The 11,971-nt window shown below is 64.2% G+C and carries 14 protein-coding genes; 10 read left to right on the forward strand and 4 right to left on the reverse strand.

Annotation, left to right across the window (positions count from 1 at the left end; all coding sequences use genetic code 11):
* Nucleotides 1-4: 4 nt before the first annotated feature.
* From mtaB to AC4P1R_RS14930, 3 genes are all read right to left on the reverse strand, one after another.
* Nucleotides 5-1,279 (reverse strand): tRNA (N(6)-L-threonylcarbamoyladenosine(37)-C(2))-methylthiotransferase MtaB, encoded by a 1,275-nt coding sequence (gene mtaB, locus AC4P1R_RS14920; RefSeq protein ID WP_492177153.1) that lies wholly within the window; start codon nucleotides 1,277-1,279, stop codon nucleotides 5-7.
* Complete coding sequence (gene dapF, locus AC4P1R_RS14925) at nucleotides 1,276-2,178, reverse strand: diaminopimelate epimerase (RefSeq protein WP_069458972.1); 903 nt, start codon at nucleotides 2,176-2,178, stop codon at nucleotides 1,276-1,278. Before dapF ends, mtaB begins: the two co-directional genes overlap by 4 nt.
* 98 nt (nucleotides 2,179-2,276) lie before the next feature.
* On the reverse strand, nucleotides 2,277-3,287 hold the full coding sequence (locus AC4P1R_RS14930) for an MBL fold metallo-hydrolase (RefSeq protein ID WP_069458803.1): 1,011 nt from the start codon (nucleotides 3,285-3,287) through the stop codon (nucleotides 2,277-2,279).
* Between the two features lie 117 nt (nucleotides 3,288-3,404).
* Here AC4P1R_RS14930 and AC4P1R_RS14935 point away from each other — a divergent pair, with 117 nt between their 5' ends.
* The 7 genes from AC4P1R_RS14935 to trmD all read left to right on the forward strand — a co-directional run bounded on the left by AC4P1R_RS14935 (nucleotide 3,405) and on the right by trmD (nucleotide 8,503).
* Nucleotides 3,405-3,881, forward strand: a complete 477-nt coding sequence (locus tag AC4P1R_RS14935) for a MarR family winged helix-turn-helix transcriptional regulator (protein ID WP_492177155.1) — start codon at nucleotides 3,405-3,407, stop codon at nucleotides 3,879-3,881.
* Nucleotides 3,878-4,528, forward strand: a complete 651-nt coding sequence (locus tag AC4P1R_RS14940; protein WP_151611767.1) for a cysteine hydrolase family protein — start codon at nucleotides 3,878-3,880, stop codon at nucleotides 4,526-4,528. Before AC4P1R_RS14935 ends, AC4P1R_RS14940 begins: the two co-directional genes overlap by 4 nt.
* Nucleotides 4,529-4,786: 258 nt before the next feature.
* The gene (gene ffh / locus AC4P1R_RS14945) at nucleotides 4,787-6,385 is read left to right on the forward strand and encodes a signal recognition particle protein (protein WP_069458806.1); all 1,599 of its coding nucleotides are present in this window, start codon (nucleotides 4,787-4,789) and stop codon (nucleotides 6,383-6,385) included.
* A gap of 12 nt (nucleotides 6,386-6,397) precedes the next feature.
* Nucleotides 6,398-6,733, forward strand: coding sequence for a chorismate mutase (locus tag AC4P1R_RS14950; RefSeq protein ID WP_069458807.1), 336 nt, complete (start codon nucleotides 6,398-6,400; stop codon nucleotides 6,731-6,733).
* A 38-nt stretch (nucleotides 6,734-6,771) separates the two neighbouring features.
* A complete protein-coding gene (gene rpsP, locus AC4P1R_RS14955) occupies nucleotides 6,772-7,134 on the forward strand; it encodes a 30S ribosomal protein S16 (protein WP_492177156.1) in 363 nt (120 codons plus the stop codon).
* Between the two features lie 93 nt (nucleotides 7,135-7,227).
* The gene (gene rimM, locus AC4P1R_RS14960) at nucleotides 7,228-7,791 is read left to right on the forward strand and encodes a ribosome maturation factor RimM (RefSeq protein ID WP_069458809.1); all 564 of its coding nucleotides are present in this window, start codon (nucleotides 7,228-7,230) and stop codon (nucleotides 7,789-7,791) included.
* Nucleotides 7,792-7,798: 7 nt separating this feature from the next.
* Nucleotides 7,799-8,503, forward strand: coding sequence for a tRNA (guanosine(37)-N1)-methyltransferase TrmD (trmD, locus tag AC4P1R_RS14965; RefSeq protein ID WP_069458810.1), 705 nt, complete (start codon nucleotides 7,799-7,801; stop codon nucleotides 8,501-8,503).
* Here trmD and AC4P1R_RS14970 read toward each other — a convergent pair.
* On the reverse strand, nucleotides 8,485-9,231 hold the full coding sequence (locus AC4P1R_RS14970) for a sulfite exporter TauE/SafE family protein (protein WP_069458973.1): 747 nt from the start codon (nucleotides 9,229-9,231) through the stop codon (nucleotides 8,485-8,487). The genes trmD and AC4P1R_RS14970 overlap by 19 nt on opposite strands.
* A 267-nt stretch (nucleotides 9,232-9,498) precedes the next feature.
* Here AC4P1R_RS14970 and rplS point away from each other — a divergent pair, with 267 nt between their 5' ends.
* From rplS to AC4P1R_RS14985, 3 genes are all read left to right on the forward strand, one after another.
* A complete protein-coding gene (rplS, locus tag AC4P1R_RS14975) occupies nucleotides 9,499-10,029 on the forward strand; it encodes a 50S ribosomal protein L19 (protein ID WP_069458811.1) in 531 nt (176 codons plus the stop codon).
* Between the two features lie 216 nt (nucleotides 10,030-10,245).
* Nucleotides 10,246-11,055 carry a basic amino acid ABC transporter substrate-binding protein gene (locus AC4P1R_RS14980; RefSeq protein ID WP_069458812.1) on the forward strand — a complete coding sequence of 270 codons (810 nt, stop codon included), beginning with the start codon at nucleotides 10,246-10,248 and terminating at the stop codon, nucleotides 11,053-11,055.
* A 4-nt stretch (nucleotides 11,056-11,059) separates the two neighbouring features.
* Nucleotides 11,060-11,881, forward strand: coding sequence for an amino acid ABC transporter permease (locus tag AC4P1R_RS14985; protein ID WP_069458974.1), 822 nt, complete (start codon nucleotides 11,060-11,062; stop codon nucleotides 11,879-11,881).
* Nucleotides 11,882-11,971: the final 90 nt, after the last annotated feature.

An 11,971-nucleotide genomic window follows, 5' to 3' on the forward strand; every position in this document is an offset into this window, starting at 1 on the left:
GGTATCAGGCCGCAGCCATCTGTTTGGGCTGCATCATCAGATGCTTGCCGTTATGACCGGTGATCGCGACCCTGGCGAGAGAGCGCGGCTCGAGCCCGGCGGCGTCGACGAGCGTGAAGTTTTCCGTGTGCGCAAGGCCGTTCATCTCGACGAGGATCGTCTGCTCGCTGCCGATCATGCGTTCGAGATGGGCGGCGTAGAGGTCAGCCCCCTTCGCCCTCAGCCTTGCGGCGCGTTCCTTGACGAGCGCTCGGTCGAGCTGCGGCATGCGCGCGGCCGGCGTGCCGGGGCGAGGGCTATAGGGAAAGACATGCAACTGCGCGATGCCGCATTCTTCCGCGAGCCGCAACGAATTGGCGAACATTTCCTCGGTTTCCGTCGGGAACCCGGCGATCATGTCCGCGCCGAAGCTGATCTCGGGCCGCAAGCGGCGTACCTCGTCGCAGAAGGCGCGCGCATCGGCGTTCGAGTGCCGCCGCTTCATCCGCTTCAGGATCAGGTCGTCACCGTGCTGCAGCGACAGGTGCAGATGGGGCATGAAGCGCGGCTCTTCGGCGATCACGTCGAGGAGGTGCCGATCCGCCTCGATGCTGTCGATCGAGGAAAGCCTGAGGCGCAGGATCTCCTGCACGTGCTTCAGCAAGGTCTTTGCAAGAAGCCCGAGCGTCGGTGTCCCGGGTAAGTCCACCCCGTAGCTCGTGGCGTCGACGCCCGTCAGCACGATCTCCTGGTAGCCGCCGTCGACAAGCCGGCGCGCCTGCTCGACGACCGCACCCATCGGCACCGAGCGGGAATTGCCGCGGCCATAGGGAATGATGCAGAACGTGCACCGATGGTCGCAGCCGTTCTGCACCTGGATGAAGGCGCGTACATGGCCGTCGATATGCTTCACCATTTGCGGCGCGGTGGCGCGCACACTCATGATGTCGTTGACGCGCAGCTTCTCCTCGGCCGAGACGCCGAAATCCGGCAGGGCGCGGTAGGAGGCGCTCTTGAGTTTTTCCTCATTGCCGAGCACGGCATCGACCTCCGCCATTTCGGCGAAGGTTTCCTTCTCGGTCTGGGCGGCGCAGCCGGTGACGATGATACGCGCATGCGGGTTTTCGCGGCGCGCGCGGCGGATCGCCTGGCGCGCCTGGCGCACCGCCTCGCCGGTGACGGCGCAGGTGTTGACGAGAATGGCGTTGTTCAGCCCCGCCTTCTCGGCCTCCGCCCGCATGACTTCCGATTCATAGGTGTTCAGCCGGCAGCCGAAGGTTATGACCTCGACGCCGCTCAAAGCGCCCGGGCTCCGCTTTCGCCGCTCGTCTCGTCGCGCTGAAAGGCGCCGCTGGCGGGATCGACCGTTCCCGACCATTCCCATTCGGCCGGTCCGGTCATGATCACGTGATTGTCCGCATTGCGCCATTCGATCAGCAGCGGACCGCCCGGCACGTTCACGGTCACCGTGCGCTCCGTGCGGCCGGTTCTCGCGCCGCTGACGGCGGCTGCGCAGGCGGCCGAGCCGCAGGCGAGCGTCAGACCCGCACCGCGCTCCCACGTCCTGAGGTCCATCTCGGTCCGGGAGCGGACATGCGCGATCGATATATTGGCGCGCTCGGGGAAGATCGGATGGTTTTCGAGCAGCGGTCCGAAGCGGTCGAGATCGTAGCTCCAGACATCGTTCTCGACCCAGAAGATCGCATGGGGATTGCCCATCGAGGCGACGGACGGCGAGTGGAGGACCGGATCGTCGATCGGCCCGATCTGCAGCTCGATGCGGCGCGTGTCGTGGAATTCCTCCGCGAGCGGTATTTCGTTCCAGCCGAAACGCGGGCTTCCCATGTCGACGGAGATCGTGCCGTCATCATGCTCCTTCGCCTCGAGCAGGCCGGCGACCGTATGGAAGAGGAAGACCTTCTTGCCGGTCTCGGCGGCGAGCGCCTGGACGACGCAGCGCGTGCCGTTGCCGCAGGCCTGCGCCATCGAGCCGTCGGAATTGACGATGTCGATCCAGGCGTCGGTGCCTGCGGCCTTCGGATCGTGGATCGCCATGATCTGGTCGAACTGGGTCGCCGGATCGGCATTGAGCGCGATCGCGGCCGCGGGCGTGACGCGATCCTTGCGGCCGCGCATGTCGACCACCAGGATCTTGTTTCCAAGCCCGTTCATCCGGGCAAATTGCACCTGATCGGCCATGTCGCGATCGTCCAAACCTGGCCTCCCACCGGGGGAGGCGCCCAATTTGCGCTGTATATGGCGGAAAAGCCCGGAAATTACCAGTGCCGGCGTCGTTCTCATGCGGCCGGCGCAAGAGGCACATCGTAGACCTCGCCCGGGCGCAAGGCCCTGAACCGGTCCGCTTCGATGCCGGCCTTTTCGAGGGCAGCCTCAAGCGCTCTCAGCGGCTCCTCGATCCCCTCATTGGTCAGCCGGAAGGTGCCCCAATGGTGACCGGCCACATGTCCGGCGCCGCAGGCGAGCATGCCCATCACCGCCTCTTCCGGATTCTGGTGCTGGCCTTCCATGAACCAGCGCGGTTCGTAGCAGCCGAAGGGCAGGTTGGCGAGGCGGAAAGCGCCGTGCTTTCTCCGCGCGCTCCGGTAATTGGTACCGCCGTGAAAGCCGGTGTCGCCGATGTGATAGATCTTGCCGGCCGGGGTCTCGAGGACGAAGGCGGCCCAGAGCGCCATCCGCCGGTCGCTCGTGCGGCGCGCGGACCAATGGTGGCAGGGTTCCGCATGGACGACGATGCCGTCTTCGAGGTTGAGCCGATCGCCCCAGTCCATGACGGATATCCGAGCGCCCGGCACGGCACGGCGGATGATCGTGTCGTTGCCGAGCGGCGTAACAATATGCGGTTCATGCCCGGCATGGAGCGCGTCGAGCGTCTTAAGATCGAGATGATCGTAGTGATTGTGGGTGACGAGGACGACGTCGATCGGCGGCAAGTCGTCCATCAGGATACCGGGCGCGTTGCGGCGACGGGGTCCGGCAAAGGCGAAGGGGCTTGCGCGGCCCGACCAGACCGGATCGGTCAGGATGTTGACGCCCGCCACCTGGATCAACAGCGTCGCGTGACCGACCATGGTCACGCGCAGGCGGTCGCCGGCAACGGCAAGATCGGGTTTGGCCTGATGGAAGGGGCTTTGGTAATGCGCCGGCCATTGCACGCGTCTGCCGCCGAGCTGCCAGCGAATGAGGTGCGCCAGACCGCGCGGCGGGAAGCCGCCGGGGTTGAAGAAGCGGACACCGTCGAAATGATCGGAAATCGGGCCGCTGTAATAGGGATTGACGTCCTTCCTCATGGCTGCCTCGACCGCATGCTTGCGAAAGATAGGAGAGCAGACTGGCCAAGGACAGGGGGGCGCGGCGGACCGTCAAGAATTTCTTGAAGACGGCAACTCGATTGCTACCATGCTTCAATGCTGGTCCGATTCGACAAACAGGAGCGCCTCTATAAGGCGATCAGGCTCATCCGCCCCGTCCACCTCAATGTCGGCAGGACGATGGAGAAACTGCTGCAAGCGGCGGGGATCAGCGTCGCCGAGCGCGCCGTCCTCGAGCTCATCTGCGGACAGCCGCTGACGGTTCCGGAGGCGGCCAGGCAGCTCTGCATGAAGCGGCAGTTCGTGCAGCGCATGGCCGCCGGGCTCATTTCCAAAGGCCTGATCGAGAAGACGCCCAATCCCGAGCACCGCAGCGCCTATATCTGCGCGCCGACCGCCGCCGGGCGGGATCTGTTCCAGACCGTTCACCGGCGCGAGCTCGAGATGCTGCACGCCGTTCTCGGCGACATCAACCAGACCGAAGTGGTCGTGGCGCTGCGGGTGATGATGCGCATTGACGCCGCCTTCGAGGCGCTCGCCGCGGCCAGTGAAGGCGGGGAGGAGAGATTGTGACGCCGCTCCTCTGGGCGCTCGCGGCGATCGTCGTCGTCGCGCTGCTTTTTGTCCTCGAATTGCGGCGCGAACTCAAGGCAGCCTATACGCCGACGACCGGCGAACGCATCGATGTCTCCCTGCGGCCGAACCTGGCGCTGCTCATCATCGACATGCAGGAGGATTTCACCACCGTCGGCGGACGGTACGGCTGGGACGAGGCCTATCTGAAGGCCCGTATCGAGGCGATCGACATTATGGCCGCCAAGGCGAAGAAAGCGGACATCCCCGTGATCGCCATTCGCCATGTCTATCGCGCGCCGCTCATACGGCTGATGATCCGCCTCTTCGGCGAGGGGCGCGGTATTCCCGGCTCCAGGGGCCTCGGCCTCATGAGGCTCCCGGTCGAGCCGGATTTCGAAGTGCTGAAGGCGCGCAGCGACAGCTTCTCGTCACCGGAGCTGGAAGGCTATCTGGCGGCGAAACAGATCGGAACTCTCCTCCTCACCGGGCTCGACGGCTCCTATTGCGTGCAGGCCACCGCCAACGGCGCGCTCAATCGCGGCTATCGGGTCGAGATCGTCGAAGACGCGGTGCTGAGCCGCGATCAAGCGGATTGGGGCAGGCAGGTCGCGGCGCTCAAGGGCCGCGGCGCCGTCCTGATTTGAAGCCGGGCGCTCCGGTTTCACCTTCCGCTCCTTGACTTTCCGCCGGCTTTCCTGTTTATCCGGGCAAAATCCTTCGCAAGTGATGACTTCGAAGCCGCCGACCGGGGCCCGAAAAGGTGTAAAGAGAGCCCGGAGGCCACCATCCGACAGCGCGTCGCGCCCTCGGGTGGTTTTTGGCTTTGCGCTTTGTTTTCCACGCGAGGGACCCCACGTTTCCGGCGAGCCTAGAAGGCCAACCGGAACCAGAAGGATGAGAGTATGTTCGAGAGCCTGCAGGACCGTCTTGGTTCCATATTGAATGGACTGACCGGCCGCGGCGCCCTGTCGGAAGCTGACGTTTCCGCGGCGCTACGGGAGGTTCGCCGTGCGCTGCTCGAAGCCGACGTCGCTCTCGACGTCGTGCGCTCCTTCACCGAAAAGGTCCGCGAAAAGGCGGTCGGCGCGGAAATCCTGAAGGCGATCAAGCCCGGCCAGATGGTCGTCAAGATCGTCCATGACGAGCTTGTCGCCATGCTCGGCTCGGAAGGGGTGACGATCGACCTCAACGCGCCCGCCCCAGTGGTCATCATGATGGTGGGCCTGCAGGGCTCGGGCAAGACGACGACAACCGGCAAAATCGCCAGGCGGCTGACGACGCGCGACAAGAAAAAGGTCCTGATGGCCTCGCTCGACACCCGTCGCCCGGCCGCCCAGGAACAGCTGCGCCAGCTCGGCGTCCAGACCGGCATCGACACGCTGCCGATCATCGCCGGCCAGTCGCCGACCGATATCGCCGTCCGCGCCGTGCAGGCGGCGAAGCTCGGCGGCCATGACCTCGTCATCCTCGACACCGCCGGTCGCACCCATATCGACGAGCCGCTGATGATCGAGATGGCGGAGATCAAGCGGAAATCCAATCCGCATGAGATCCTGCTCGTCGCCGACGCGCTGACTGGCCAGGACGCCGTCAATCTCGCCCGCAACTTCGACGAACGCGTCGGCATCACCGGCCTCGTCCTGACCCGCATGGACGGTGACGGCCGCGGTGGCGCCGCCCTGTCGATGCGCGCAGTCACCGGCAAGCCGATCAAGCTCATCGGCGTCGGCGAGAAGATGGACGAACTCGAGGAGTTCCATCCCCGCCGCGTCGCCGACCGCATTCTCGGCATGGGCGACATCGTCTCGCTGGTCGAGAAGGCGGCGGAGAACATCGACGCCGAGAAGGCGGCGGCCATGGCCGCCAAAATGGCCAAGGGAAAGTTCGACCTGAACGACCTCGCCGATCAGTTGCGGCAGATGCAGAAGATGGGCGGCATGGGCGGCATCATGGGGCTGATGCCGGGCATGGCGGGCATGAAGGACAAGATGGCCGCCGCCGGCCTCGACGATAAGCTGTTCAAGCGCCAGCTTGCCATCATCTCCTCGATGACGAAGGCCGAGCGGGCTAATCCAGACATCCTCAAGCATTCGCGCAAGAAGCGCATTGCGAGGGGCTCCGGCACCGATGCCTCCGATATCAACAAGCTCCTGAAGATGCACCGCCAGATGGCGGACATGATGAAGATGATGGGCGGCAAGGGCAAAGGCGGCATGATGAAGCAGATGATGGGGGGCCTTGCCAACAAGATGGGCCTCGGGGGCTTAGGCGGCGGCATGCCCGATCTCTCCAAGCTCGACCCGAAACAGCTCGAAGCGCTGCAGAAGCAGGCTGAAGCGGCCGGTCTCGGCAAGCCGGGCGGGATGCCGGGCCTCGGCGGCGGAAATGGTTTGCCCGGCCAAGGTTTACCGGGCCAAGGTTTACCAGGATTGGGCGGCGCCAAGCTGCCGGGTCTTGGCGGCGGATTCCCGGGCCTTCCCGGCCTGCCGAAGAAGAAGTGAGGATCGCGACGAATGCTTGATCCCGAGATCAAAGAGGAATTGGCGAGCTACCGGCAGTCGATCGACAATATCGATGCCGCTCTCGTCCATATGCTGGCCGAACGCTTCCGCTGCACCAAGGCGGTGGGTGTTCTCAAAGCCAAGCACAGCTTGCCGCCGGCCGATCCGGCGCGCGAAGAATACCAGATCGAACGCCTTCGGCACCTTGCCAAGGATGCCAATCTGGACCCGGATTTCGCCGAGAAGTTCCTGAACTTCATCATCAAGGAAGTCATCCGGCATCATGAAGCCATTGCCGCCGATCGCTCGCAGCCCGCGGGCAGCGCCGGCACCACCCGTTCCGCTTGAAAGAAGCGGTCAAGAAAGCCTGCAAGGAGTAAATTGATATGGCACTGAAAATTCGTCTCGCCCGCGGCGGTTCCAAGAAGCGCCCCTATTACCAGATCGTCGTTGCCGATGCCCGCTCGCCGCGTGACGGCCGCTTCCTCGAGAAGCTCGGTTCCTGGAATCCGATGCTTGCCAAGGATGACGAAAAGCGCATCGAACTGAACGCCGAGCGCGTGAGCCACTGGATCGCCCAGGGCGCGCAGCCGACAGACCGCGTGCTCCGCTTCCTCGACCAGGCCGGTCTCGCCAAGCGCCCGGCCCGCAACAACCCGACCAAGGCACAGCCCGGCAAGAAGGCTCAGGAGCGCGCCGCCGAAGCCAAGCAGCGCGCCGAAGACGCAGCAGAAGCTGCCGCGGAATAATCTGCATCAAAACGATGTGGCGGACGGGCGGCATTTCCATGCCGCCCGTTTTGCTTTATGTGCAGCCCACAAGACCCCGCATGGATGCCGGCGATGACGACACTCAAGAACCCTGTCCTGATGGCGACGATCGGTGCAGCGCAAGGCCTGCGCGGCGAAGTCCGGTTGAAATCCTACACGGACGATCCGACCGCGCTCGGTGATTACGGCCATCTGCACAGCGACGACGGCCGCGTCTTCGAGATCCTGGAAGTCCGCGAGGCAAAAAACGTCGTCATCGTGCGTTTCCGCGGCATCAACGACCGGACTGCTGCCGAGGCGCTGAACGGGCTCGAACTCTTCATCGAGCGCGACAACCTCCCCGACGATGACCTCGAAGAGGACGAGTTCTTCTATGCGGACCTCGAAGGCCTGGAAGCTGTCGACAGCGCCGGAAAGAGCTACGGCTCGGTGACGGGCGTTTTCGATTTCGGCGCCGGCGACCTTCTGGAACTGAAAGGCCCGGGCAGAAGACCGGTGCTCATTCCCTTCACCGAATGGTCGGTTCTGGAAATCGACCTGGAGGCCGGCAAGCTGCTGGTCGACCCGGTAGCCGCGGGCCTGGTCGAGGACAAGGACGAGGGTATCGGCAAATCCTTCCCCACCAAGCGCAAGTGAGACGGCAATGTCCTTTCGCGCGACGGTGCTGACGCTTTATCCGGAGATGTTCCCGGGGCATCTCGGCCTGTCCCTTGCCGGCAAGGCGCTCGAACGCGGGCAATGGTCGATCGAGGCCGTGCAGATCCGCGATCACGCCGAGGACAAGCACCGCACCGTCGACGACACGCCGGCCGGCGGCGGCGCCGGCATGGTACTGAAACCCGATGTGCTTGCCCGCGCCATCGATCATGTCTCGTCGGATGACGATCGGCCGCGCCTGTTGATGAGCCCGCGCGGGCGGCCGCTGACCCAGGCACGGGTGCGTGAGCTTGCGAGCGGCCCCGGCGCGGTCATCGTCTGCGGCCGCTTCGAGGGAGTCGACCAGCGCGTCATCGATACGCGCCAGCTCGAGGAGATCTCAATCGGCGACTACATCCTCTCCGGCGGCGAGCCGGCGGCGCTGGTGCTGCTCGATGCGGTCGTGCGCATCCTACCGGGGGTGATGGGCAACGACCTTTCCGGCGTGCATGAGAGCTTCGAGGGCGGATTGCTGGAGCACCCGCACTATACGCGGCCGCAGGTCTTCGAAGGTCAGGAGATCCCGGCGGTACTGACCTCCGGAAACCACGGGGCAATCGCCAGATGGCGCGAGGCCGAGGCGCGGCGGCTGACGGAGGAGCGCCGTCCGGACCTTCTGAAGCGTGATCCGGCTCAGCCCGTGAAGAAATAATAGGCGGCCAGCAGCAGGCCGACGGCCACGACGAGCGCGCGGATCACCGATTGGGGAACCCGCCGCGCCGCCCAGACGCCTGAATAGCCGCCAAGTGCCGCGCCCGGCACCATGATCGCCGCGTGCAGCCAGGAAACGACGCCACCCGCCGCGAAGACGAAGATCGCGATCGTGGCAATCACGATCGAGATGAAGTTTTTGAGCGCGTTCAGCCGGTGATAGCCACCGCCGGTCGCAAGTCCGAGCACCGCAAGCATCATGATCCCCATGCCGGCCCCGAAGAAGCCGCCATAGACCGAGGTCGCCATCTGGCTTGCGACGCCCAGCGGGCCGATCCTGTGCTCGTCGCTGCGCGCCTTCGGCTTCAACAGGGGCCCAGCGGCGAAGATCGCGGTGGCGGCAATCAGCAGCCAGGGCACCATGGCGCGGAAGGACGGATTGGAGAGCGACAGGAGGATCAGCGCCCCCGCAAGTCCGCCGATCGCCGAGATAAGTCCCAGGACGATCGCGTTGCGACGATCGGCGCGGATCTCCTTGGCATAGGCGAGCGCCGACGTGACATAGCCGGGCAACTGGATGATCGAGGAGGTCGCATTGGCGACGATTGGCGGCAGACCGCCGAGCGTCATGGCGCCGAAGGTGAGAAACGTGCCGCCGCCAGCGATGGCATTGACGACGCCGGACAGAAATCCGGCAACGAACAGCAGTAGCACATGGAATAGCGTCATCATCTCCCCCCGAACGGCCTGGACATCGGGATAGCCGCTTGCGATATCGGCTGCAAGCACCGAGAAATTCCGCTTTCGGGGATGACAAGCGGGCCCGTTTGGTGTATGTGCCGGCCCGGTTCGGGTTCTTGCCCGAGACCGTAAACAAAGACGACCATAAACAAAGAATGGTGAAACCGCTCCTGCCCGACCGGGCAAGGCCCGAAGGAATCCGACGGGCCGGTCGAGAGCGCTCTGGCTGTTTCAGAAAAGCAAAGGTTTAGACCGATGAACATCATCCAGCAGCTGGAAGCCGAACAGGCCGCCAAGATCGCCGCCAAGCGCACCCTTCCGGAATTCTCCGCCGGCGACACCGTGCGCGTCAACGTCCGCGTCGTCGAAGGCAACCGTACCCGCGTCCAGGCCTATGAAGGCGTCTGCATCGCCCGCTCCGGCGGCGGCATCAACGAGAGCTTCACCGTTCGCAAGATCTCCTATGGCGAAGGCGTAGAGCGCGTCTTCCCGGTCTACTCGCCGCTCGTCGAAAGTGTAGACGTGGTTCGCCGCGGTAAGGTCCGCCGCGCCAAGCTCTACTACCTGCGCGACCGCCGCGGCAAGTCGGCCCGTATCGTCGAGAACACCGGCACGCGCGCCCGCAAGCTGAACGAAGCCGAGCGTCAGGCAGTTGCCGAGGAAAAGGCTCGCATCGAGGCTGAAAAGGTTGCAGCCGCCCAGGCGCTCGCCGCCGAAAAGGCAGCCGCCGAGGCCGCCGAGAAGGCCGCTGCCGAGGCAAATGCAGCGGAAAACGCCGCAGAATAAGAAATCGCATTTTCCGGGATTTGCAGGAAGGCGGCCTCGGGCCGCCTTCTTTATTTGGGGATCAATGCGCAACAGTCTCGGCCCAAATCCCGCTCCACCCGCGAAGAGGGCCTACCACAAGCCTGGCAACCTCGAATCTCCGCGACCCATTTGGCTTGTATTCCCCTGAAATTTTGTGACATCTTCTGTCGCCATAAATTTCCAGGAGTACCTTCCATGACAATCCGCCGCCAGGTGCTTGCGGGCATCGCCGCCGCCCTCGCCCTTCCCTTCGCCTTCTCCGCGCCCGCTGTCGCCAGCGACCTGCCGGATCTCGGCGGCAGAACGGTCGTCGTCGCCACCGAGAACGCCTATCCCCCGCTGCAATTCGTCGACCCGCAGAGCGGCAAGGCAGTCGGCTGGGAATACGACGCCATGAACGAGATCGCCAAGCGGCTGAACTTCAAGGTCGAGTATCAGAACGTCAGCTGGGACGCCATGATCCAGGCGGTTTCCGACGGCCAGTACCAGATCGGCATGACCGGCATCACCATCAAGGACGACCGCAAGGAGAAGGTGGATTTCTCCGATCCCTATATGCGCTCCCAGCAATTCATGCTGGTGCGCAGCGACGAGGCGCGCTTCAACGACGCCAAAAGCTTCGCCACGGTCGAGGATGCGCTGATCGGCGCGCAGCCGGGCACTTCGCCTTTTTATACGGCCGTCTACGAGATTCTCGACGGCAACGAGCAGAACCCGCGCATCAAGTTGTTCGAGACCTTCGGCGCCACCGTCCAGGCGCTCAAGGCCGGCGACGTCGATCTGGTGCTGACCGACAGCGTCGCCGCACAGGGTTACGTCGACGCGTCCGAAGGCAAGCTGAAGGTGGTCGGCGAGCCGCTTGGCACCGAGGACTTCGGTTTCATCTTCCCGAAGGGCTCCGATCTTGTCGCCCCGGTCAATGCCGCCATCAAGGCGCTCAAGGAGGACGGCACCTTCGAGGCGTTGAACAAGAAGTGGTTCCTCGACTACAAAATGGGTGGCTGATCGCTTGGCTCCAGTCAAATCATCCGGCACATCCGGGAAGGGCGACTATCCGTGGTGGCTGGTCGCCCTTCTCGCGATCGCCGCTCTTCTTGCTGCGGTCATCGTCACCAACGAGATATTTACACAGGTCTTCGGCGTCGTGCTCAAGGGCATAGGCGTGACCGTCTTCGTCACGCTTGCGGGCTTTGCGCTTGCGACCGTGCTGGGCCTTGGCATCGCCCTGATGGCCCTTTCCGAGCACGTGGCGCTCCGCCAGGTCGCGCGCTTCTATACGGAGGTCATCCGTGGCGTGCCGATCCTCGTCCTGCTCTTCTATATCGCCTTCGTCGGGGCGCCGGCGCTTGTGGTTGCGGCCAATTTCCTGGCGGCGCCGATCATTTCGGCAGGATGGATGGAGCCGCTGGTCGTTCGCGACATATCGCTGATGTGGCGGGCGATCATCGCGCTGATGATCGGCTATTCGGCCTTCATCGCCGAGGTCTTTCGCGCCGGCATCCAATCGGTCGACAAGGGGCAGGTCGAGGCCGCGATGGCGCTCGGGCTCTCGCGCTTTCAGCGCTTCCGCCTTGTGGTCTTTCCGCAGGCGATCCGCGTCATCCTGCCACCGCTCGGCAATGATTTCGTGGCAATGGTGAAGGATTCCTCGCTCGTTTCCGTGCTCGGCGTCGCCGACATCACGCAGATGGGAAAGATCTACGCCTCTGGCTCCTTCCGCTTCTTCGAGACCTATTCGATCGTCGCCTATGTCTACCTGATCCTGACGATCGGGCTGTCGCTCGCATTAAGGGCGCTCGAGCGGCGGCTGCGCCGGGCGCAGGCACGGTAGTGGAAGCGCCGCGCGTCTCTTCAGACGCGCAAAGCTTGCTGCAACTCTTTGAACCTGCGCAACGGCGCCCGAAAATCGGGTACGAATTTC

The sequence above is a fragment of the Sinorhizobium sp. Y406 genome (genome assembly GCF_058732025.1).

Coding starts and splice junctions, on each gene's coding strand:
- dapF (WP_069458972.1), bottom strand. CDS start 2,178: ATGGCCGATCAGGTGCAATTTGCCCGGATGAACGGGCTTGGAAACAAG.
- AC4P1R_RS14930 (WP_069458803.1), bottom strand. CDS start 3,287: ATGAGGAAGGACGTCAATCCCTATTACAGCGGCCCGATTTCCGATCAT.
- AC4P1R_RS14935 (WP_492177155.1), top strand. CDS start 3,405: ATGCTGGTCCGATTCGACAAACAGGAGCGCCTCTATAAGGCGATCAGG.
- ffh (WP_069458806.1), top strand. CDS start 4,787: ATGTTCGAGAGCCTGCAGGACCGTCTTGGTTCCATATTGAATGGACTG.
- AC4P1R_RS14950 (WP_069458807.1), top strand. CDS start 6,398: ATGCTTGATCCCGAGATCAAAGAGGAATTGGCGAGCTACCGGCAGTCG.
- rpsP (WP_492177156.1), top strand. CDS start 6,772: ATGGCACTGAAAATTCGTCTCGCCCGCGGCGGTTCCAAGAAGCGCCCC.
- rimM (WP_069458809.1), top strand. CDS start 7,228: ATGACGACACTCAAGAACCCTGTCCTGATGGCGACGATCGGTGCAGCG.
- trmD (WP_069458810.1), top strand. CDS start 7,799: ATGTCCTTTCGCGCGACGGTGCTGACGCTTTATCCGGAGATGTTCCCG.
- AC4P1R_RS14970 (WP_069458973.1), bottom strand. CDS start 9,231: ATGACGCTATTCCATGTGCTACTGCTGTTCGTTGCCGGATTTCTGTCC.
- rplS (WP_069458811.1), top strand. CDS start 9,499: ATGAACATCATCCAGCAGCTGGAAGCCGAACAGGCCGCCAAGATCGCC.
- AC4P1R_RS14980 (WP_069458812.1), top strand. CDS start 10,246: ATGACAATCCGCCGCCAGGTGCTTGCGGGCATCGCCGCCGCCCTCGCC.